The organism is Paraburkholderia hayleyella, from assembly GCF_009455685.1.
In the GTDB taxonomy this organism is placed as follows: Bacteria; Pseudomonadota; Gammaproteobacteria; order Burkholderiales; family Burkholderiaceae; genus Paraburkholderia; species Paraburkholderia hayleyella.
Genome location: NZ_QPES01000002.1, coordinates 175,748 through 197,799, shown reverse-complemented (window position 1 = coordinate 197,799; position 22,052 = coordinate 175,748). Strand labels below are relative to the sequence as shown.

Here is a 22,052-nt window from a genome sequence, read left to right as displayed (position 1 = left end):
GCTAGTTTCATGGGTCATGCCCATATGGTTTTCAATTACAGACTCCATCTTCAGATTCATTCTCCGCAATTCCGGTTGAATTTCCCTGATCTGGAAAATGAATATTAAATCCATGAAAACCAGCAATGTGCCAATTCTTTCGCTATATATATAACTTAAATTTATCCATAAAAAATGCAATAACAACAATTGCATCTTTATATTATTAACGCAATATCAACCAGCCAAATCAACCATTAATTGACCTTCTGATTAACCACAACATCAATAATTTTTTTATCCATCGCAAGCGGCCCACTCTGGCCCAGCAAATCGCCCTTTTTCGGCCGGGCCTCGCCACTCGCCGACACATGCGCCTCGACCTGCACACGCTCGAACGCCGACAGGCGCAATTCGGGGGTCATCGCCATCGAATCATCAAGCCGTACCGTGACAGGCAAATCAGCAAGACGCAGACGTTGCACAGCCAGCGGCATGCGTGGTCCATCCACCGCACGTGCCACCACAAACACCGTGTCATCCGGCTTTGCCTGCATGGCAAGCGTTGGGCTCAAGCTCACATGAACTTCTAGCGCTCGTGGGCTTACCGCGGTAGCAGGCACGGAAGCCATGCCCGGAACCTTGTGCATCAGGCTTTGCATCTCTGCGATCTGCCGGCCCGCCTGAGCGGCCATCTCTGGCGGGACACCAGGCACCTGCGCCAGGCGCTGCCAGAAAGTGATCGCCTGGCGGTAATCGCGCTGCTCCAGCGCCATCGCTCCCGCCAAAGCCAAGGCCTTCGGCTGCATAGGATCCAGCGCCAGTGCCGCATGAATCTGCATTCCCGCGAACTCATCGAATGTCCCGCCATTCGCGCTCACTAGTGCGTCGGCATAATCGGCGAGCAGCGCAGGGTCTTCTGGCGTCAACGCCAGCGCGCGCTGATAGGCCACCACGGCATCATCCGGGCGAGCCAGCACGATATAGGAGCGCGCCAGCATCGACCAGCCTTGTGCGTCATCAGGCTGACGCGCCAGCCGGGCGGCGAGACGGGCCACCATCGCATCCAGCGAAGCCGGTGAATCAGCGTGACGTTCCGCCTGATCCGTTGCCTCTCCACTTTGCACAAGCGCCGCCACGGGATTGCCCAGCTTCAGGTACAACAAGAGCGCAGCGGATGGCAGCAAGGCCAGCAACAACGCCGCCATGCCCGCACGCTGCCATAGCTCGGCGCGCGGGCTGGCGCTGCGGGCCCGTGATACAGCAGCGTCATGCCCGTCGTCGGCACCCTTGGCCTCATCCAGCAAACGCTGCTCAAGTTCACGTTCCACCTCGGCGTATTGCTGCGGCGAGAGCTGACCGCTGGCCAATTCCTGCCCCGCCTCGGCCTGCTGCGCCCGATACAGTGCCACTGCAAGCTCGCGGCGTTGCGGCTCGCGTGCGCCGCCGCGTCCGTTGACACCCGGCCGCAGCAAAGGCGGAATCACGCATGCCAGCGCCACCAGCAACATCGCACCCATCACGAGCCAGAGAATCGTCATCGGCGGGAATCCTGATCAAATGTTTCAAGCAACTTTGCGGCGCGCTGGTGCGCGTCGTCGTCGAGCGTGGGTAATGCCGCGACAGCAGCGCGATGGCGCCTGAGCGCACGCCACAGGATGCAAGCCCCTAAGCCCAGCGCGATAAACGGCCCGAACCAGAGCATCCATGTCGCAGGTTTAAGCGGCGGCTGATACAAAACGAAATCGCCATAGCGTTGCACCATATAGGCTTCGATTTGTACGTCAGTCGCACCTTGACGGACCTGCTCACGGATTTTTTCACGCAGATCGGCCGCCAGATCCGCATTCGAATCGGCCAGTGTCTGGTTCTGGCACACAAGGCAGCGCAAGCGCTCCGCGAGGTGCCGGACCCGTTCCTCCACCACCGCGGCTGACGGTTCAGGCGTTACGTTTGGAACGGCGCCCAGCGCAACACCGGGCGCCCTGCCTGATACCAGCATCAGCGCCAGCACTAGCGCCAGTAGAATCAGCGTCCATGCGCCCCTGCGCAGCCGCTCAGGCCCATTAATGAACAACCGCTGCCGCTGTGACATGCGCATCCTCACCCTGTAGCTGCCGCACCAGCGGCAAGATCACTTCGTCCAGCGTGGCCCGCGTCAGTGGCCCTGCATGGCGATAACGCACACGTCCCGCGCGGTCGATGACGAAGGTTTCCGGTACGCCATACACGCCGTAATCAATTCCGGTTTGCCCATTGCGATCCACCAACGATGCGGTATAGGGGTCCCCCGCCAACGCCAGCCATTGCAGCGCGGGCGCGCTTTCATCCTTGTAGTTCAGGCCATAGACCGGCACCACGTGACGCGCCGCCAGCTCGAGCAGCAACGGATGTTCTTCGCGGCATGATGTACACCATGAGGCCCAGACGTTCAGCAACCACACCTGGCCGCGTAACGTATCCGAGGCAAGACGCTGCCCAGGCGCGTGCAAAAGGGGGAGATCAAAGCTCGGCGCGGGCTGTCCGAGCAACGCGGAGGGCAGCTTGCGGGGATCGTGTTTAAGCCCGGCAGCCAGCAAACCCAGCAGCACGACAAAAGCCAGTAACGGCAGCAAAAAACGCTTCATCGCCCCGTACCTTCGGCATTTGCGGCAGCCGGCTTTTGCTGCGCGGCAGGTTTGCGCCGCGCAGGCAGTAGCCGATAGCGACGATCACTCGCGGCGAGCAGGCCGCCTGCCGCCATCAACAGACAACCCGCCCAGATCCAGCGCACGAACGGCTTGATATGAAGCCGCACCGTCCATCCCCCCGTTGCAATCGGCTCGCCCATGGCGACATACAAATCACGCAGCACGCCGTGGTCGATCGCGGCTTCGGTCATCGGCATCTTTTGCACGAGGAAGATACGTTTTTCAGGGTGCAACGTGGCGATCCGCTGGCCCGCCCGGCTCACGGTAATCGTGCCGCGCTGGGCTTCGTAATTGGGCCCGCTCACACGGCGCACGCCATCCAGACGGAACTGATAGCCCCCCAGCTCCGCACTTTCGCCAGGACGCAGTGGCACATCCCGTTCGGACTCATAGCCTTTGACCAGCGTCACGCCAACGATAAACACCCCAATGCCCGCATGCGCCAGCCACATGCCGTAAGTCGAGCGCGGCACACGCCGCAACTGGGCGAAAAACGAGCCACTGCCATGCCGCAGACGCTCACGCACACTCACCGCAATCGTGGTGAAGGTCCACAGTGCCAACAACAACCCGAGGCTCACGAGCGAGTGCCACTCACCCAGCAAAAATGGCAGCACAAGCGCAGTGAGTACGCTGACCAGTGCCGCCCAGCGCAAGCGCACCGCCAGTTCCGGCAAACGCGCGGCTTTCCAGCGCGCCAGGGGCGCCACGCCCATGAGGAAAATGGCGGGCGTCATCAGCGGTACGAACACGCTGTCGAAATACGGTGGCCCCACCGAAATCTTGTCGAGCCCCAATGCGTCCAGCAGCATCGGATACAGCGTGCCGAGCAGCACGGCGGCCAGTGCCACCATCAGCAACACGTTGTTCGAAAGCAGCAGCGCTTCTTTCGAAACCGGCTCAAAGCTGGCGCCGAGGCCAATCTGCGGCGCGCGCCAGGCAAACAGCAGCAACGACCCGCCCACAACCAGCGCGAGGAAAGCAAGAATAAATACGCCGCGTGCCGGATCGCTGGCAAAGGCATGCACCGAAGTCACCACCCCCGAGCGCACGAGGAACGTCCCGAGCAAGCTCAACGAGAATGTGCAGATCGCCAGCAGGGCTGTCCAGGCGCGGAAGCTGCCGCGTTTTTCAGTGACGGCGAGCGAATGAATCAATGCCGTGCCCGCCAGCCAGGGCATGAACGAAGCGTTTTCGACCGGGTCCCAGAACCACCAGCCACCCCAGCCCAGTTCGTAATACGCCCAGCCGCTGCCCAGCATGATGCCGAGCGTGAGAAAGACCCAGGCGGCGGTGGTCCACGGACGCGACCAGCGCGCCCAGGCCGCATTCAGTTCCCCTGAGAGCAACGCGGCGAGAGCAAACGCAAACGCTACCGAAAACCCAACGTAACCCATGTACAGCATCGGCGGATGAATCACCATGCCGGGGTCTTGCAGAAGGGGGTTCAGGTCACGCCCCTGCATCGCGGGCGGGATGAGACGCGTGAACGGATTCGACGTGAAGAGCAGGAAGAGCAGGAAACCTGAGCTAATCCAGCTCATCACCGCCAGCACTCTCGCCACCAGCGCCTGCGGCAATTGCCGGCTCAGGCAGCTCACGGCCACCATCCACAGCGCGAGCAACGTCACCCAGAGCAACAGCGAACCTTCATGGCCGCCCCACACGGCAGTGAAGCGATAGATCGCCGGCAACGCCGAACTGGAATTGCTCGCCACATAAACCAGCGAAAAATCGTTATTCAGAAATGACCAGGCGAGGCAGCCAAACGCCAGCACAATAAAACCAAACTGACCGCGCGCCGCGGGCCAGGCGAGACGCATCCAGCCTTCGATGCCGCGTTGCGCGCCCACGAGTGGCACGACAGCGCTGGTCAGCGCCAGCATCAGGGCCACGATGAGCGCGAAATGGCCAAGTTCGGGAATCATTTCGAGGGTTCTTCATGAGTGAGACGTGCCGCATCCAATGCGGGTGCACGCGTTTCGTTGGCCGCGCTGCTACGTGCGCGGCGCACGGCTTCGGCCGCTTCAGGCGGCATGTATTTTTCGTCGTGTTTGGCCAGGACTTCATCAGCACGAAAACCGCCGTTGGCATCCAGCCGGCCCTGCGCCACCACTCCCGCGCCTTCGCGGAACAAGTCGGGCAGCACGCCCTGATACGTCACCGGAATAGCCTTGACGGTATCGGTCACGATAAAGCGCACGGTGAGCCCGTCCGCGCTGCGCTGCACGGAACCCGCCTCGACCATCCCGCCCAGACGAAAACGTTGTTCAGCCGATAAATTGCCCGCGGCAATCTGGCTTGGGCTAACGAAGAACGTCACGTTGGCGCGAAACGCATTGAGCACCAGCGCACAGACAAGCCCCAGCGTCAGCACGCCCCCCATCACCCAGGCCAGACGCCGGTATCTAGCACGCATCGTGGCGCGCCTCCTGATGAACGGGTGCCACGTCGCCACGCTTGCTGGCGCGCCACACGAGCCAGGCTTCTAGCGCCAGCAGGGCAAAGGTGCCGAACAGGGCGACAGACAAATAGAGGTTTTGCGCGAACATGCGCGGCAAGTCGATCCAGTGATTCATGCGGCACGCTCTTCCAGCAAAGCTTCCCAAGGTGCATCGTTCGCCCGCTGCCGGATCAGCGTGCGAACGCGCGTGAGCACCACCGCCAGCGCATAGGACCAGAACCCCAGCGTCATCACCACCAGGCCCCATGCCATCGAAGCACTCATTGATACACCGCTGCCGAAACTCAGCGACGGCCCCTGGTGCAACGTGTACCACCACTGCACCGAAAAATAGATCACCGGGATATTCACCACGCCGATCAGCGCGAGCACGCCGCATGCACGATCGGCACGACGAGGGTCATCAATCGCGGCATGTAGCGCCAGAAAACCGATATAGAGAAACAGCAGGATCAGCTCGGACGTGAGCCGCGCGTCCCAGACCCACCATGCGCCCCATGTCGGCTTGCCCCACAAGGCGCCGGAAGCCAGTGCGATAACGGTAAAGAGCGCCCCGGTGGGGGCCAGCGCACGGGCCAGCATGGCGGCAAGGCGCGCATTGAAGATGAGGTTCACCGCGCTCCAGCCCGCCATCACAAGGTAGATCAGCATTGACATCCATGCTGCGGGCACATGCACGAACATGATGCGATACACCTCGCCCTGACGCGCATCGACCGGTGCCAGCACAAAACCCAGCATGAATCCGGCGAGCATCAGCAGCAGCGCCGCCCAGGCAAAGAACGGCACAAGCCGTGCGGCAAGTGGTGCGAAAGTACGTGGCGACGCGTAATAAAACCAGTTCAGGCGCGGCATCCGGGTTACTCCATGGCGATTCTCAATGCGGCTGCAGTGGCCCATGGACAAAGCCATACAGCCACACACAGCGCTGCGCCGAGCAATGAAAAATTGGCTTGCGACCAGGCTGCGACGCGGGTGGAATCAGCCGCCGCAACACCGAAGATCAGCACCGGCACATACAGCGGCAAGATCAGCAGCGCGAGCATCACGCCGCCACCGCGCACGCCCAGTGTCAGCGCGGCACCCATGGCGCCCAGCAAACTGAGTAACGGTGTCCCCAGCAGCAGGGAGGCCATCAGAAGCCAGGTACTGTGCCCATCGAGACCGTATTGCAGCGCGACGAGCGGCGTCAGTAAAACCAGCGCGAGCCCACTACCCATCCAGTGCGCGAAAATTTTTCCCAGCACGATGACGGACAACGGCTGGGGCGAGAGCAGCATCTGCTCAAGCGCACCGCTCGCAAAATCCTGTCCAAACAGATGACCTGCCGCTAGCATCGCCGCAAAAAGCGCGCTCATCCATAGCACACCAGGAGCAATCAGGCGCAACAGTTGCGGATCGGGTCCAAGCGCCAGAGGAAAAAGACTGGCAGCGATGACGAAAAAAAGCAGGCTGCCCAGCGTCACGCTGCGCCTGCGCCAGCTCAGTGCCAACTCACGGCGCACCACGCGCGTGAGGATCCCGCTCACAGGAAGGCTTGCTGCGCGGCTCACTGCGTGCTCCGCGCCAGATCGAGGTAACGGGTACGTTCGGTGGCGATGGCCAGAGGCTGATGGACGCCTGCCACCACCATGCCTCCCGCTTGCAGATGCCGCGCCAGCGCTTCATGAAACCACAGCGAGGCTGTGTGATCCAGCGCCGTGGCCGGTTCGTCGAGTAACCAGAGGGGTTTGCGCTGCAATACGAGGCGCACAAGCGCAATGCGTCGCCGCTGGCCTTGCGAGAGTTGCCCAGCGCGCGCGTGGCGCCAACGTTCTAGCCCGGCATGCGCGAGTATGTCGCCCGCATCGAAGGTATCCGCGCATTCCAGCCCGCTTGCGCCTGTGGCGCCTGTGTCTGCACGGGCAGTGCCGCCGTCAAGCGCGGCCGCAAAATCCAGGTTTTCCTGCACCGTGAGATCGTCGCTGACGCCGTTGGCATGCGCGACATAGCTCAGCACACGACGCCAGCGCGAAGGTGACACGCGCGTGTCTTCTCCATTCCAGCGCACGGTGCCAACGCTCGGTGCAAGCAGGCCGGCCAGCATACGCAACAACGTGGTCTTGCCGCTCCCGTTAGGCCCCCGAACCTGCAAGGCCCAACCCGGTGCAACTTCAAAACCGATATCGCTGATAACCATCCGGCCAGCACGCCCCAGCCCCAAACGCTCAACCTTCAGCATCGCTGCCCACACCCGCTCATTTCTGAACCTTGGCCTGGCGCGCCAGTTCATCCATCTGAGCCTGCTTCATATCCGGCAACTGGTGCGCAATGCCCTTATGGCAATCGATACAGGTTTTCTCGCCCGTGCCCAGATAACGCTGGTGCGCCTCTTGAGCGCGCGGACTTTGCCGGCTGAAATCCATGTAGTCGAACGAGTGGCAATTACGGCACTCAAGCGAATCATTCGCCTTGAAGCGAGCCCATTCATGTTCGGCCAGATCGAGGCGTTTCGCTTCGAACTTCTCGCGCGTATTCACCACGCCAAACACCTTGGCCCAGACTTCTTTCGACGCCTGCATCTTGCGCGCGATCTTGTCAGTCCAGTTATGCGGCACATGGCAATCGGAACACTTGGCATGCACCCCACTGCGATTGCTGAAGTGAATCGTGCTCTTCAGTTCGGCATAGGTGTTGTCGCGCATCTCATGGCAACTGATACAAAAGGCTTCGGTATTGGTCAGCTCCATCGCGGTATTGAACGCCCCCCAAAACACCACACCCGCAATAAAACCGCCCAGTGTGAGAAACCCCAGGCTGAAGTACGCACTTGGACGATTGATGGTCCGCCAATAGCGTTTGATCAGGTCACGCATGCACACCTCTATTTCTGTTTCTGCTTACTCTGTGACGGCGAACTGGCTGGCAAACGAATATCAGCCACATCGGTGAATGTATTGCCGACCAGCGGCTTGGCATCGGCCTGCGGCACATGACACTGCGTACAGAAATAACGTCGCGGCGCAAGATGCCCAAGCGTATGGCCATCACGATCGGTGTAATGCGAAATGGCCAATGGCACAGCACCGCTCTCCGCTGCGCGGCTGCGCGCGTGACAGGCCAGACAGCGGTTCGCATTGCGGTCGAGCTGATAACCGTCGATTTTGTGTGGAATGGTAGGCGGCTGCTGCGCATAGGCGCGGCCACGAATCACGTCACGATTTTCAGTCGGTGCAATCAGTGGCGGCTTCGCCTCTTCGTTAAGCGGCGTCGTGCCGCGTAACGGATCGTGGAACGGCACCGGTGGAACTACCGGCTGTGCCTGCACAGTAAGCGACAACAGCGAAAGGACAGCGAGGACAATCCAGACCCGCATGACGTACCCCTAAACTTTAACGATTTTAACGGCGCACTTTTTGAAATCCGTCTGCAACGAGATCGGATCCGTTGCATCCAGTGTCACCTTGTTGATCAACTGGCTCGAATCGAACCACGGCACGAACACGAGGCCACGCGGTGGCTTGTCACGGCCGCGTGTTTCGACGCGGGTACGGATATAACCACGCCGCGAGACCACCTTGACCTCGACGCCGCGGCGCAAACCCAGCGCTTTTGCATCGTCGGGATGCATGAAGCACACCGCGTTCGGGAAAGCCCGGTACAACTCGGGCACGCGTCGCGTCATCGAGCCCGAATGCCAGTGTTCAAGCACGCGTCCCGTTGAGAGCCAGAACGGATATTCCTTGTCAGGCGCTTCGGCAGCTGCCTCGTAGGGCAGTGCGTAAATCACGGCACGGCCATCCGTATTGCCGTAAAACTGCCAGCCCGTACCCGCTTTGACATAAGGATCGGTACCTTCGCGGTAACGCCAGAGCGTCTCCTTGCCATTCACGACAGGCCAGCGCAAACCATGCGCCTTGTGGTAATCGTCGAACGGCGCCAGGTCGTGGCCATGACCCCGGCCAAAAGTGGCGTATTCCTCGAACAAGCCCTTTTGGGGGTAGAAGCCAAATGCCTTGGCCTCATCATTGTCATAACGGCTATCCACGTCCTTGAGCGAAAACTTGTCGACCTGCCCGTTGCGATACAACACGTCGTAGAGCGTTTTGCCCTTGTATTCCGGTTTTTTTGCCAGCAGATCGGCAGGCCAGACTTCCTCCACCTTGAAGCGCTTCGAAAACTCCATCAGTTGCCACAAATCGGAGCGTGCCTCGCCAGGCGCTTTCACCAGTTGATGCCAGAACTGTGTGCGACGTTCGGCATTGCCATAAGCACCTTCTTTTTCGACCCACATTGCCGTAGGCAAGATCAGATCGGCCGCGACCGCCGTAACCGTGGGATACGCATCGGACACCACGATGAAGTTTTCTGGATTGCGATAACCCGGCAGGCCTTCCTCGTTCATATTGGGGCCTGCCTGCATGTTGTTGTTCACCTGCACCCAGTACGCGTTGAGCTTGCCATCGCGCAGCATGCGGTTTTGCAACACGGCGTGATAACCCGGCTTCTCGGGAATCGTGCCGGGAGGCAGCTTCCAGATACGCTCGGCTATGGCCCGGTGTTTGGGATTGGCCACCACCATATCGGCGGGCAAGCGATGCGAGAATGTGCCGACTTCGCGCGCGGTACCACATGCGGAAGGCTGGCCAGTCAGCGAAAACGGACTGTTGCCCGGCGTCGCAATCTTGCCCGTGAGCAAATGCAGGTTATAGGCCATGTTATTGGCCCATGTACCCCGCGTGTGCTGGTTGAAGCCCATGGTCCAAAACGACATGACCTTGATCTTCGGATCGGCATACAACTCGGCAAGCTGATCGAGCTGCGCCTTGGGGACGCCGGAAAGTTTGCTGACATACGCGGCGTCATACTTCGAGACAAACTTGGCAAAGGCCTCGTAAGTCATCGGCTTCGAGCCGTTCGGATCACCCGCGTTTTTCGCCGCTTTTTGCAACGGATGCTCAGGCCGCAAGCCGTAACCGATATCGGCATTACCTTCCTTGAATATCGCGTGCTTGTTCACGAAATCGTGATTAACCCGGCCTGTCTTGATGATGTAGTTGGCGATGTAGTTGAGAATCGCCAGATCGGCCTGCGGGGTGAAGACCAGCTTCTGGTCAGCCAGCTCGAAACTACGATGCTCGAATGTCGACAACACGACCACTTTGGTTTTGGGCTCGCTCAAACGGCGGGAAGTCACACGGGTCCACAACACCGGGTGCATCTCGGCCATGTTGGAGCCCCACAGCACAAATGCATCCGCTTGCTCGATATCGTCATAGCAGCCCATGGGCTCGTCCATGCCGAACGTGCGCATAAAACCTGTTACAGCCGATGCCATGCAGTGCCGTGCATTCGGATCGATATTGTTGCTGCGAAACCCGGCCTTCATCAATTTGGATGCGGCATAGCCTTCCCAGACCGTCCACTGCCCCGAACCGAACATGCCAACGGCAGTCGGCCCTTTGGCTTTCAGCACGCGCTTGAACTGCCCCGCCATCTCGTCGAAAGCACGGTCCCAGGACACAGGTGCAAACTCGCCATTTTTGTCGTACTTGCCATCTTTCATCCGCAGCAGCGGCGTGGTCAGACGATCCTGGCCATACATGATCTTCGACAGAAAGTAACCCTTGATGCAGTTCAGGCCGCGGTTCACTTCCGATTTCTGATCCCCCTGGGTGGCAACCACCTGGCCATCTTTCACCCCCACGCTCACGCCGCAACCTGTACCGCAAAAACGGCAGGGTGCCTTTGACCAGGTAATGTCATCAGGCCCGGCAAGCGCGGACGCGCCAGGCAATACGACGCCAGCAGCGGAAGCAGCCGTGGCGGCGGCTGTCTGCTTAATAAACGCGCGACGGGTGAGCGTCATCAGCTAACTCCTTGTTCAACGATTCGAGATCTTCATTGTGCTGATAAACCAGCGCTACCGAATAAACTCCAGGCAGTACATGAATAGCGTTAATTTGCTGGGTCACGTTAACCGCGCCTGGTCCTTCAAGCGTCACCACCAATTTGCCCAACTCGCTCACCGCATGGACCTCAGCACCTGGCAACAGGCCGATAGCATGACGAATTGCCTCGATAAATGCCGGCTGCGCCTGCACTACAATGCCGGCAATATGTAATTCACCAGCGACTTCATCTTTATAGGATTTACGCGGCACAAATGAAAGTGGAATAGCACGCGCTTGGGGATCAGACATATGAATACCCTCAGATTAATACCTGCCTTTAATGATCCAGTCAGATTGTTGATATTTAATTAGCTCGGTGGACCGCCAATCAGGATTTGATAAAACCATACGGCGAAGCCATAGCCAGCAATGACTAGAACAGTAAGTACCGGCACCATCACTGCGGTAAGAAACAGAAAACTGCGCAGTTCTTCCGATTTACGTAAGTCATCGGCCATAAAGCATGCTCCACGGAAAGGCAGGGACAATTGTTAATAATTACGAATGATTTTCAATGAAATCATTTACTCTCGTCAAGGAGAATTTCCACAGAAAGCATGCGACAAATGCGCGCTGCATACCCTTCGCTTATCGCAAAACCCCAAATAAGAATTAAATGCAATTGTAATATCAGGATGCGCAAAAACATAAAAAAACCTCCTGCGCAATAAAACGCAGGAGGTTTTTCAAATACAAGACAAATATAAGACCCGAACGCCCGAATAACAGGCTACGACGGGATTTAAAGCGCCGCGTCTTTTAGTTTTTTCAGCGGGCGCGCCTTGATCCGCACGCTAGCGGGTTTGGCCGGGAACCAGCGCTCTTCACCTGAGAACGGATCTTTGCCAAAACGCTTTTTCTTGGCGGGCACTGTCTGCACGATGATCTTCAGCAAGCCGGAGAGCGTGAATTCACCCGCGCCCTTCTTGTGCACCGAACCCAGAATTGTCTCTTCAAGTGCTGCCAGCACGGCCTTCGCCGCCTTCAGTTCAACTTCGGCACGCTCTGCAACATGAGCGGCAAGCGATGCCTTGGTGAACGTGTCCTTGATCGGCGTGGGCGTGCCCACTGCCTTGACGGCTACTTTTTTGGCAACGACTTTTTTAGCAGGCGCTTTCTTCGCGGCTACTTTTTTAGCGGGTGCAGCGGCAGCCTTTTTGGCCACTTTTTTTGCGGAAGTCGACATGTTTCTCCTACCTGTTGTGTGGTCGTGGATGCACGAAACGCCCATCGCATATGGGCGTTTCAACGCCGGATTCTACAAGTGCCCCGGTATTTCGCGCGAATCATTTATGCGTTGCCTGAACCATTTGTTGCGCGCGGCAGACTGTATTGAATGGTTTACGCCGCGCCAGGCGCCACTCATGCCCGCATCATGCTCGCCTCACGCGCTGGAAAACAGCGTGTGCCCGGCATAGGCATAAAGGGCAACCTGGCAGGTTCATTTTGCCGATGTGGGTGCAACCGTTACGCCCGCATCCAGTGCAAGTTGTGCGTCTCGCACGGCATCACCCGCCAGTTCATGCGCCAGCGACAAACGTCGCATCAGCGGCAGCAACAGCAGGGCCACGCCCGCACCCAGCAGGGCTAGCCAGCCCAGGCCCATGAACAGACTGGTATAAAGCGGCAGCGATTCCACCGCGGTCAGGTCCCCGGACGGCATCTGGGCAAAATTGGCCACCACGCTGCCCAGATACTGCGAAACGCCCGTCGCCACAAAATACGCACCCATCATGAAACCGCTCATGCGGACTGGCACATAACGCGCGATCATCGCCAGCCCGAGCCCACTCACCAGCAACTCGCCCAGCGAATACAACCCGTAGCCGCCGACCATAAACCACGACGACACCTTGCCATCCACCGCATAGCGTCCACTCAGGGCGTAAATAAAGAATCCGACCGCCACACAGACAAAGCCAATCGCATACTTGGCCGCGACCGACACATCACGCTTGTGCTGCGCCAGCTTCGAATACAGCACAGCCAGCAGAGGGCTGAGCACCATGATCCAGATCGGGTTGAGCGCCTGAAACTGCGCGGTGCTCCAGACAAACAACGGTGTTCCAAACAGCGAGAACTGATGATCCACATTGCGTAACGCAAAAAGCGTCAGCGACGTGGACATCTGCTGATAGAACACAAAAAACAGAATGACTTGCAGCGTAAGAATGAGTGCGGCCAGCAGCCCAGCCCGTTCCGCACGCTCGCATTTTCTCAGCATGTAGCCAAAGATCAGCAGGATCGCCGCGCCCGCGGCATACACGCAGGCCACGGCAATCGCCTTGTGCTGCAACACGAAGATCGTCGCCCCTGCCAGCACGATGGCGCCCACCACCACGGTCAGCAAGCGTGTCCAGTGAATGGGTTCGGCATCCGGCGGCGAGCCGATATGCGCAATCGAACGGAACATCAGGAAATAGTTCAGCATCGCTAACAGCATGCCGCCACAGCAGACGGCAAAGGCCGCATGCCAGCCCCAGTGATCCTTGATCCAGGGTGTCGCCAGCATGGAGGCCATCGACCCGATGTTGACTGCCATGTAATAGATGGTGAAGGCGCTGTCGATCCGCCTGTCATCGCCGTCGTAAATGCGGCGCACCAGATTGGCCGCATTCGCCTTGAAAAGACCATTGCCGACCACGATCACGCCAAGCGAGGCATACATGTGATTCAAATGCTCGTTAGGCAGCGCCAGCATCAGATAACCCGCCGCCAAGACACCGGCGCCAATAATCATCGTGCGTCGCGTGCCGAGAATTCGGTCGCCAATCCAGCCGCCAATTGAAGGCGAGGCATAAACCAGCGCGGCAAATGCCCCCCAGGTGAGATTGGCGTGGCTATCGGTAAAATCAAAGCGGTCGATCATGAACAGGACAAGCAGCGCTGCCATCCCGTAGTAACCAAAACGCTCCCACATCTCGATCAGAAAGACCGTCGCAAATGAACGTGTCTGGGATACCGGTGTGCTCATCATGGACCTCATATGCATCTTGTTCATACGCGGGTGACAGCGCAGGGAGCGCGCAACCTTGCGTACAGACCACTAGAAATGTAAGGGACGAGCCCGATCAGGCTCCATTGAAACGGCGCCCATGATATAGCAATCCAGCCTGTTCCCGGCGCTTAATTAACGAATAGAAAAGGCTGAAAGTAAAAGCCGTTCCCGCAATTCGCCAGACCATGCCGCCAGCGCAATGAAAATCAAATAGAAATAGCCCGGGAAAGCCATAGGAAATGAAACAGTAATTTAAAACAGAACATCCAATGAAATGGATGCCTATATTTTCAAACAGCATCGCTACCACACAGTTTCCTGCTTGCAGGCAGCCAGATACGATATCCAGATATGTCAAACGAAATAAAAAATATCTGCTTAAAATAAACTTCATCAGACATAACATTCTTTCTGCATAGTTAATTAAATATTTTTGACGCGCAGGATAAGTCCTGTTATGTTCTGCAAAATTTTAATCAGTACAGGATTAATTCCCCGTACTGCTTACAGAGATAATAGGTAACTCAGGCAGGAGACAACGCATATGGCGAATTCATATAACAGCGCAATCGCGCCATGCAACAGCGCAATCGCGCCATACCGGTTACCGCATCTGTTTTTTGCTTCTGCTCAAGGCAGGTGCCAGGCCACGCCCTGGACTAATCACATGCTCATTGATTAGCCCGAGCCCCTCCAGGCTCTGATTCTTCCCCTTCACTCTTTTCACGATCCCCAACGATGAAGATCAAGTTCGTCTGCGCGACGGCGCTGAGCGCTTTCGCCCTGCTATTTCAACTCACTGTTTATGCCGTGGTCGTGCCGCCCGGTGTCATCCTGGCCAGCCATCAGGATCTCACCCGCCAGGTGCCCGGCGAAGTCGAATCGCTCGATCCCGCCCATATCGAATCCTGGACCGGCAACACCATCGGGCTCGATCTTTTTGAAGGATTGACGCGTCTCGATGCCGCCGGTCATGTCGTGCCTGGTGTGGCGCTTTCCTGGACGCGCACCGCACCGGATACATGGATCTTCAAATTGCGCCGCGATGCGCGCTGGAGCAATGGACAAAACGTCACCGCGGCAGATTTTGTTTATGCGTGGCAACGTGTGGTCGATCCGGCAACCCGCTCGAAGTACACCGTGCTCGTCGAATTCGTGAAGCATGGCAAAGACATCATTGCGGGCAAAGCCAGCCCCGAGCGCCTCGCGGTACGTGCCCTCGATCCGTACACGCTGGAAGTGACAACCGCTGTACCCGCCTCTTTTTTCCCGCAGCTCACGGCCATGGCAACCATGGCCCCCGTGAATCGCGCCGTGGTGACGAAATCCGGCAGCATGTGGACACGTCCGGGCAACTGCGTCAGCAACGGTGCTTATACGCTGACCGACTGGCAGCCGGGCAACCGCCTCGTCGCCGTGAAAAACGATAAATACTGGAACGCCAGCAAAGTGGTCGTGACCAAAGTCACGTACCTACCGGTCGAGAGCGACGAAACCGCGATGCGTATGTATCAGGCAGGCCAGTTCGATTACACCTACACCATCCCATCGGGCATCTATGCCCAAGCCCAGAAAACCTTCGGCAACGAACTCAAAACGGGCCTGCAGATCGCCACCTATTACTACAGCCTGAATAATCTCGACCCCGTATTCCGTGACAAACGGGTCCGCGAGGCGCTCTCGCTCGTGATCGACCGCGACCTGCTCACCGCCAGGCTGACCGCCAGCGGCGAGCTGCCCATGTATGGCCTGATCTCCCAAGGCACCGAAGGCGCGGCTGTGTACCAGCCTGAATGGGCCACCTGGCCGATGGCCAAACGCGTGGCTTACGCGCGCCAGCTGCTGGGCGAAGCAGGCTACTCCAGCACGAAGCCCCTTGAATTCACGCTCACGTACAACACCAACGACATGCACAAGAAGGTCGCCCTGTTCGTCACCTCTGCATGGCGCACCCAGCTAGGCGTGAACGCCAAGATGGAAAACGTCGAATACAAGGTACTGCTCAAGGAGCGGCATGACGGCAAGCTGCAGATGTCGCGCGATGGCTGGTTCGTCGACTACAACGATGCGATGTCCTACTTCGACCTGATCCGCTGCGGCAGCGTGCAAAACGATCAGCATTATTGCAACCCGAAGGTGGACGCGCTGGTGGTCCAGGCCAACCAGCAGCTTGACGAGACACGCCGCACGGCGCTGCTCACCCAGGCGCACAACATGGCCATGAACGACTATCCGCTGATCCCGCTGTTCCAGTACTCCGCTGTGCGTCTGGTCAAACCTTACGTGGGCGGCTACATGACATCGAATCATCTCGACCAGCGCGCGTCGCAAGACATGTATCTGACCCGGCACTAAGCGCAGGAGCATCCGTCATGCTGGCCTATACCTTGCGCCGCGCGTTGTGGGCGATCCCAACGATTCTCGCCGTCATCACCGCCTGCTATCTGCTACTGCATCTCACCCCGGGGGGGCCGTTCGATTCCGAAAAGCAGTTGTCGGCAGCGGTACTGGCCAACCTCAACGCGAAATATCACCTCGACGAGCCGCTCTGGCAGCAGTACTTGCATTACCTCAGCGCGCTGCTGCATGGCGATCTGGGCGCGTCGTTTCGCTACGCCGACTGGTCCGTCAACGATCTGGTCTGGAGAGCGTTGCCGGTGAGCCTCGGTATCGGTGGCCTGTCCGTGCCGCTCGCGTTATTGCTGGGCGTCACACTCGGCACCTTGTCCGCCGTGCGCCGCGACAGCAGGCTGGACCATGCCGTGATGCTGTTCGGCAATCTCGGTAACGTCGTTCCGCCGTTTGTGCTCGGCCCGTTGCTGGTATGGCTCTTTGCCATCCTGCTGAAAACCCGCGACGGTCACGGCTGGCTGCCCGCGGGTGGCTGGGGTGAAGGGGAATGGCGCTACCGTGTTCTGCCCATCGTGCTACTCACGCTCATCAACATGGCTGCGATAGCACGCGTCATGCGCGGCAGCATGATCGAAGTGCTCTCCAGCCACTTCATTCGCACGGCGCGTGCCAAAGGCCTCCCCGGCCATACGATCGTCTTGCGCCATGCACTTAAACCCGCGCTCATGCCAGTGGTATCGCTGCTGGGCTCGGTGTGTATCTCGTCGATCACCGCAGCGGTCGTCACCGAATCGGTCTTCGCGCTACCCGGGCTGGGACAACTCGTGGTGAATGGCGCGATCAACCGTGATTACACGCTGGTCCTCGGCCTGGTGGTGCTCAGCACTGTCGTCGCGGTACTTTTCAACCTGCTGGTCGACCTCGCCTACGCCTGGCTCGATCCGCGCATCCGGTACTAATCATGTCTCGCTGGCTCCCCTCTTCCGCGGCCGCGGCCACGCCTGGCATTCCGGGCACACCCGCCGCCCCGACGCACGCGCGCAGCCCATTTGCCATCGCGTGTAGGCGCCTCGTGCGCAACCGCGCGGCCCGCATTAGCCTCGTGCTGCTCACAGGCATCGTGCTGGCCTGCTTCATCGGCCCATGGTTTCTGCCACATGATCTGCTGGAAAACGATTGGACCGCGCTCAGTCTCGCCCCCACCTGGCAGAACGGGCACTGGTTCGGCACCGATGAACTGGGCCGTGATCTGCTGGCCCGCACGCTGGCAGGCGGACGCGTGTCGCTCGAAGTCGGCTTGCTCGGCACCCTGGTTTCGGGGGGCATCGGCATGGCCTACGGCGCAACGGCGGGTTATCTGGGTGGCCGTGTGGACGCCGTGATGATGCGCATCGTGGACATGATGTACGCGATCCCCTACATGCTGATTGCGATCCTGATGATGACGCTGTTCGGCCGTGCTTTTTTTCTTGTGGTCCTGACGATTAGCGCTTTCTCATGGCTCGACATGGCGCGAGTGGTACGTGGCCAGACCCTGTCATTGCGTTCGCGCGAATTCGTCGATGCCGCACGCGCCACAGGTGTCACGTCACGCACGATCATCGCGCGCCATATCGTGCCCAACCTGATCGGTGTGGTGGTGGTCTACGCCACCGTGACCGTCCCGGCCATCGTGCTGACTGAATCCGTGCTGTCGTTTCTTGGTCTGGGCGTACAGGAGCCGATGACAAGCTGGGGCGTGCTGATCCAGGATGGCGCGCAAAAACTGGAATCCATGCCCTGGCTGCTGCTCTGCCCAGCGCTCATGCTGTGCCTGACGCTTTACTGCGTGAATTTTATCGGCGATGGCTTGCGCGATGCCTTCGATCCCAAGGACCATTGAGATGCCCTTACTCGAAGTGAGAGACCTCAGCGTGCGCTTTAGCCGCCGCGAAGGCGCAAGCGTCGAAGCCGTGCAGCGTGTGTCGTTTACGCTGGAGCCCGGCCAGACGTTAGGCATTGTCGGTGAATCGGGCTCGGGCAAAAGCCAGACCGTGATGGCGCTGCTCGGGCTACTTGCGGCCAATGGCGAAGCTTCCGGCACAGCACGCTACGCTGGACAAAACCTGCTGACGCTGAACGAAGCCGCCCTCAACCGCATTCGTGGCAACCGGATTGGCATGGTGTTTCAGGATCCGATGACGTCGCTCAACCCGTTCCTGACAATCGAACGGCAAATGACTGAAGCCTTGCAGTTGCATGCCGCAATCTCGCGCAGCGAAGCGCGGCGCCGGGCCATTGAAGCGCTCACTCAGGTACGCATTCCGGATGCCACGCAACGCATTGGCCACTATCCGCATGAATTTTCCGGCGGCATGCGCCAGCGCGTGATGATTGCGATGGCACTGCTCTCGAAGCCCGACATTCTGATCGCCGATGAACCGACCACCGCGCTCGACGTCACCGTTCAGGCACAGATCATCGAACTGCTCCGCGAACTGAACCGCACCTGCGGCACCGCGATCATTCTGATCACGCACGATATGGGTGTCGTGGCGGGCCTGTGTGACGAGGTCATGGTGATGTATGCCGGACAGACCGTCGAGCAAGCGCAGGCAAAAACGCTCTTCGCCCGACCCACGCATCCCTACACGATGGGTTTGCTCAATGCCCTGCCGCGCCTGAGCGACCCCGACGACGATACGCCCTTGCGCACGATTCCCGGCAATCCTCCCTTGCCAGGCGAGGCCGGCCCAGGCTGCGCCTTCGCGCCACGCTGTGCCTACGCCACGGCACATTGCCATGCAACGCGCCCGGCACTTGCCGCATTCATCGCACAGCCCACTATCACTACCCTGTCAACGACGCTGCGCGCATGCCATCGCCTACCGGACGCACTCCAGGAGAGCCTCGCATGAACGCTCCCACTTTGCTCTCGGTCAACGATCTTCATGTGCAGTTCAAGATCCGCCAGGGCGGCCTGCCATGGTCTGCCAGCACCACGTTGCGTGCAGTGAATGGGGTTTCGCTGGATATCCGCCAAGGCGAAACCGTCGGTCTCGTCGGCGAATCCGGCTGCGGCAAATCCACGCTGGCACGTGCCATCATCGGCCTCACGCCCGTCAACCAGGGCAGTGTGCGCTGGCTCGGGCAGGAAACCGTGCTGGGCGCACAACGCGATACACGGCGGTTACGACGCGACGTGCAGATGATTTTTCAGGACCCGCTCGCCTCACTCGATCCCCGCATGACGATTGAACAGATCATCGCGGAGCCTTTGCGCACGCATCAGCCCGAACTCGCGCGCAGCGAAATCCGCGCCCGCGTGCAAACCATGCTTGAGCGCGTCGGCCTCAGCGCACAGCATCTGCGCCGCTATCCGCATGAATTCTCCGGCGGCCAGTGCCAGCGTGTCGGCATCGCACGCGCATTAATCAACGAGCCCAAACTGGTGATTTGCGATGAGCCGGTCTCGGCACTCGACGTTTCGATCCAGGCGCAGATCGTCAACTTGCTGCGGGATCTGCAACGCGAACGCTCGCTCTCGCTCCTTTTTGTCGCCCATGATCTCGCTGTGGTGAAAGCGATCAGCCAGCGTGTGCTGGTGATGTACCTCGGCCGGGTCATGGAGTTCGGTACACGCCATGAGGTCTACGCCACACCGCGCCACCCCTACACACGGGCCTTGCTCGCTGCCGCCCCAGTGCCAGACCCGGCACTCGAACGCAACCGCGCACATGTTTTGTTAAGCGGCGATATCCCCTCGCCTCTTCATCCGCCATCGGGCTGCGCGTTTCGCACGCGCTGTCCGGAGGCCCTCCCCGCCTGCGCGAGTGCACTCCCTCCTCTCGTCAGCCATGGCGTCCATGCGACCCACCAGGTCGCATGCCTGCGCGCGGAGAAAGACACACGCTAGCGTCTTGCATCACAACCTTATCCGTAACACCCTTTAAAATTCCGGAACCCTGACAATCCGGAACAGAGAGACTCCGTGCGCGACTTAAAGCATGCAGCGCACGGCATAACGAGACCTGGCTTTAAGCCAGTCACTTCCACTAAAACATCAAAACTGAGACATTCATGAGACGCAAGGGATCACAATCAGGTGCAACAAAAGTTCTTTGGCTCGCCCTGGGCCTACCGCTCTGTGCCACCACGACAGTCCGTGCCGACGAGGCCGCTCCTGCTCAAGACACGGCTCCCCGGGTATTGCTCGCGGCGGATGTGCCTGACATGTCCGGCACATCCGATATGTCGGATATGCCCGATATGAACAGCCCACTCATCAAAGTAGAAAAAAACCGGGTGGATTTACCCGCAACACCGCTTTCAAGCCAGGCGAAAAGCAAGGGGTTGATCGATGACAGCCACCTCAACTTGCTGTTGCGCAACTACGCGGATTACTTTGAAATAAAAGACAGCGGTCATCGTCATGCATGGGTTCAAGGTGTTCAGGCTAACTATGAATCGGGCTATACCCGCGGTCCAGTTGGCTTCGGCTTCGATGCTTCGCTCTTTGCCGCACTCAAGCTCGATGGCGGCCAGGGCGCGGGCAACATGGTTCACGTAAGCAAGAACGGGGGAGGGCAAAACCAGCTCGCGTGGGCTTACCCAGGCATGTACGACATCAAGGCACGTATTTCTGAAACGGTGTTGAAGTACGGCCTACAGATTGTCTCTAACCCGTTTCTCGATCCGCACGACAACCGCGCACTGCCGCCGACATTCCTGGGTGCCTCGCTCGTCAGCAAGGACGTTCAGAACATGTCGCTTGAAGCCGGGAGCTTCACCAAGGTCGATGCACGCGGCCATACCCATCTCTCGTCGCTCTCCACGTCATACGGCGGCGTGAAATTCGACCGCCTGAGCTACTTCGGCGGCAGTTGGGATTACGCTCCAACCGGTACGTTATCGCTCTATGCCAACCAGGCTGATGATGTCTGGCGTCAGTATTACGCATCCGTTTCCCATTCGATCGGAGACCCAGGCACAGTGAAATGGAGTGGCATGGCTAACCTCTATTCAACCCATGACACCGGCGCCGCACGCCAGGGGCGCATCAACAATAACGCCTACAGCCTGACGCTATCGGCCCAACATGGCGCACATGGTTTGTTGCTGGGCTATCAGCAAGTGCTCGGCGACCAGTTCTTCAATTACGTCAACGAAACCAACGGCATCTATCTAGGCAACTCGATGGACGTCGATTACAACGCGCCACACGAGCGCTCGCTGCAATTGCGCTATACGATCGACGCCAGCTATCTGGGTCTGCCCGGCCTGCGCGCCATGCTGTGGGGCCTGACAGGCTGGGGCGCGGATGCTTCAGCGGAGGCCGCTCGCAACGCTTCGGCGTCGAGCCCGTTCCACGATCTCTACTGGAAAAATGGCGAGCCCGTGCATGGCCGGCATCATGAAATTGGTTTTATCCCCAGCTATACCTTGCAAAGCGGGCGCTTCAAGGACACGAAAATTACCTTCATAGCCATGTGGCACGTCGCGCAAGCGCATTACTCCGATAACAGCAACATGGAATATCGGCTCGTGGTGAATCTGCCCATGAAAGTGTTTTGATGAGCTTATTTTGATGGGCTTATCCAGGGACGGGTGACTGCGACATGGCCTATGCGGCAAGTGAGGAACGGCTTGAAATAAAG

General features: G+C 58.9%; 23 protein-coding genes. 6 read left to right on the top strand and 17 right to left on the bottom strand.

The features are described from left to right. Positions 1–236: 236 nt before the first annotated feature. The 17 genes from ccmI to GH657_RS15200 form a co-directional block, all read right to left on the bottom strand. Positions 237–1,520, bottom strand: a complete 1,284-nt coding sequence (gene ccmI / locus GH657_RS15280) for a c-type cytochrome biogenesis protein CcmI (RefSeq protein WP_153101906.1) — start codon at positions 1,518–1,520, stop codon at positions 237–239. Next, positions 1,517–2,074, bottom strand: a complete 558-nt coding sequence (locus tag GH657_RS15275) for a cytochrome c-type biogenesis protein (RefSeq protein ID WP_246174181.1) — start codon at positions 2,072–2,074, stop codon at positions 1,517–1,519. Before GH657_RS15275 ends, ccmI begins: the two co-directional genes overlap by 4 nt. Further along, positions 2,046–2,606 (bottom strand): DsbE family thiol:disulfide interchange protein, encoded by a 561-nt coding sequence (locus GH657_RS15270; protein ID WP_153101905.1) that lies wholly within the window; start codon positions 2,604–2,606, stop codon positions 2,046–2,048. The genes GH657_RS15275 and GH657_RS15270 overlap by 29 nt, the downstream gene beginning before the upstream one ends. Continuing rightward, entirely contained in the window at positions 2,603–4,597 is a 1,995-nt protein-coding gene (locus GH657_RS15265) for a heme lyase CcmF/NrfE family subunit (protein WP_153101904.1), read from the bottom strand. Before GH657_RS15265 ends, GH657_RS15270 begins: the two co-directional genes overlap by 4 nt. Continuing rightward, positions 4,594–5,088: a cytochrome c maturation protein CcmE gene (gene ccmE, locus GH657_RS15260; RefSeq protein WP_153101903.1), complete on the bottom strand. Its 495-nt coding sequence runs from the start codon at positions 5,086–5,088 to the stop codon at positions 4,594–4,596. Before ccmE ends, GH657_RS15265 begins: the two co-directional genes overlap by 4 nt. Continuing rightward, on the bottom strand, positions 5,078–5,248 hold the full coding sequence (locus GH657_RS15255) for a hypothetical protein (RefSeq protein ID WP_153101902.1): 171 nt from the start codon (positions 5,246–5,248) through the stop codon (positions 5,078–5,080). The genes ccmE and GH657_RS15255 overlap by 11 nt, the downstream gene beginning before the upstream one ends. Continuing rightward, a complete protein-coding gene (ccmC, locus tag GH657_RS15250; protein ID WP_153101901.1) occupies positions 5,245–5,988 on the bottom strand; it encodes a heme ABC transporter permease CcmC in 744 nt (247 codons plus the stop codon). Before ccmC ends, GH657_RS15255 begins: the two co-directional genes overlap by 4 nt. Positions 5,989–5,993: 5 nt before the next feature. Then, on the bottom strand, positions 5,994–6,662 hold the full coding sequence (gene ccmB, locus GH657_RS15245; RefSeq protein WP_153101900.1) for a heme exporter protein CcmB: 669 nt from the start codon (positions 6,660–6,662) through the stop codon (positions 5,994–5,996). A gap of 20 nt (positions 6,663–6,682) precedes the next feature. After that, positions 6,683–7,354: a cytochrome c biogenesis heme-transporting ATPase CcmA gene (gene ccmA, locus GH657_RS15240; RefSeq protein ID WP_153101899.1), complete on the bottom strand. Its 672-nt coding sequence runs from the start codon at positions 7,352–7,354 to the stop codon at positions 6,683–6,685. 16 nt (positions 7,355–7,370) lie between these two features. Then, the gene (locus GH657_RS15235) at positions 7,371–7,988 is read right to left on the bottom strand and encodes a NapC/NirT family cytochrome c (RefSeq protein WP_153101898.1); all 618 of its coding nucleotides are present in this window, start codon (positions 7,986–7,988) and stop codon (positions 7,371–7,373) included. An 8-nt stretch (positions 7,989–7,996) separates the two neighbouring features. Further along, positions 7,997–8,488, bottom strand: coding sequence for a nitrate reductase cytochrome c-type subunit (locus GH657_RS15230; RefSeq protein ID WP_153101897.1), 492 nt, complete (start codon positions 8,486–8,488; stop codon positions 7,997–7,999). A 9-nt stretch (positions 8,489–8,497) separates the two neighbouring features. Continuing rightward, the gene (gene napA, locus GH657_RS15225; protein ID WP_153101896.1) at positions 8,498–10,981 is read right to left on the bottom strand and encodes a periplasmic nitrate reductase subunit alpha; all 2,484 of its coding nucleotides are present in this window, start codon (positions 10,979–10,981) and stop codon (positions 8,498–8,500) included. Beyond that, positions 10,953–11,315 carry a chaperone NapD gene (locus GH657_RS15220; RefSeq protein ID WP_153101895.1) on the bottom strand — a complete coding sequence of 121 codons (363 nt, stop codon included), beginning with the start codon at positions 11,313–11,315 and terminating at the stop codon, positions 10,953–10,955. Before GH657_RS15220 ends, napA begins: the two co-directional genes overlap by 29 nt. A gap of 59 nt (positions 11,316–11,374) precedes the next feature. After that, positions 11,375–11,524 carry a periplasmic nitrate reductase, NapE protein gene (gene napE, locus GH657_RS15215; protein WP_153101894.1) on the bottom strand — a complete coding sequence of 50 codons (150 nt, stop codon included), beginning with the start codon at positions 11,522–11,524 and terminating at the stop codon, positions 11,375–11,377. Positions 11,525–11,808: 284 nt separating this feature from the next. Then, on the bottom strand, positions 11,809–12,252 hold the full coding sequence (locus GH657_RS15210; protein WP_153101893.1) for an HU family DNA-binding protein: 444 nt from the start codon (positions 12,250–12,252) through the stop codon (positions 11,809–11,811). Positions 12,253–12,507: 255 nt separating this feature from the next. Further along, positions 12,508–14,043 (bottom strand): peptide MFS transporter, encoded by a 1,536-nt coding sequence (locus GH657_RS15205; protein ID WP_174769993.1) that lies wholly within the window; start codon positions 14,041–14,043, stop codon positions 12,508–12,510. A 94-nt stretch (positions 14,044–14,137) separates the two neighbouring features. Next, positions 14,138–14,458: a hypothetical protein gene (locus GH657_RS15200; RefSeq protein WP_153101892.1), complete on the bottom strand. Its 321-nt coding sequence runs from the start codon at positions 14,456–14,458 to the stop codon at positions 14,138–14,140. Between the two features lie 344 nt (positions 14,459–14,802). On the opposite strand from GH657_RS15200, the gene GH657_RS15195 reads away from it, so the two are divergent. The 6 genes from GH657_RS15195 to GH657_RS15170 all read left to right on the top strand — a co-directional run bounded on the left by GH657_RS15195 (position 14,803) and on the right by GH657_RS15170 (position 21,969). Further along, a complete protein-coding gene (locus GH657_RS15195; protein ID WP_153101891.1) occupies positions 14,803–16,419 on the top strand; it encodes a peptide ABC transporter substrate-binding protein in 1,617 nt (538 codons plus the stop codon). Positions 16,420–16,436: 17 nt separating this feature from the next. Continuing rightward, complete coding sequence (locus GH657_RS15190; RefSeq protein WP_153101890.1) at positions 16,437–17,375, top strand: ABC transporter permease subunit; 939 nt, start codon at positions 16,437–16,439, stop codon at positions 17,373–17,375. A 2-nt stretch (positions 17,376–17,377) separates the two neighbouring features. Continuing rightward, positions 17,378–18,298 carry an ABC transporter permease gene (locus tag GH657_RS15185; RefSeq protein ID WP_153101889.1) on the top strand — a complete coding sequence of 307 codons (921 nt, stop codon included), beginning with the start codon at positions 17,378–17,380 and terminating at the stop codon, positions 18,296–18,298. A gap of 1 nt (position 18,299) precedes the next feature. Further along, entirely contained in the window at positions 18,300–19,313 is a 1,014-nt protein-coding gene (locus GH657_RS15180; RefSeq protein WP_153101888.1) for an ABC transporter ATP-binding protein, read from the top strand. After that, entirely contained in the window at positions 19,310–20,311 is a 1,002-nt protein-coding gene (locus GH657_RS15175) for an oligopeptide/dipeptide ABC transporter ATP-binding protein (RefSeq protein ID WP_153101887.1), read from the top strand. Before GH657_RS15180 ends, GH657_RS15175 begins: the two co-directional genes overlap by 4 nt. A 164-nt stretch (positions 20,312–20,475) precedes the next feature. After that, positions 20,476–21,969 carry an OprD family outer membrane porin gene (locus GH657_RS15170; RefSeq protein ID WP_153101886.1) on the top strand — a complete coding sequence of 498 codons (1,494 nt, stop codon included), beginning with the start codon at positions 20,476–20,478 and terminating at the stop codon, positions 21,967–21,969. Positions 21,970–22,052: the final 83 nt, after the last annotated feature.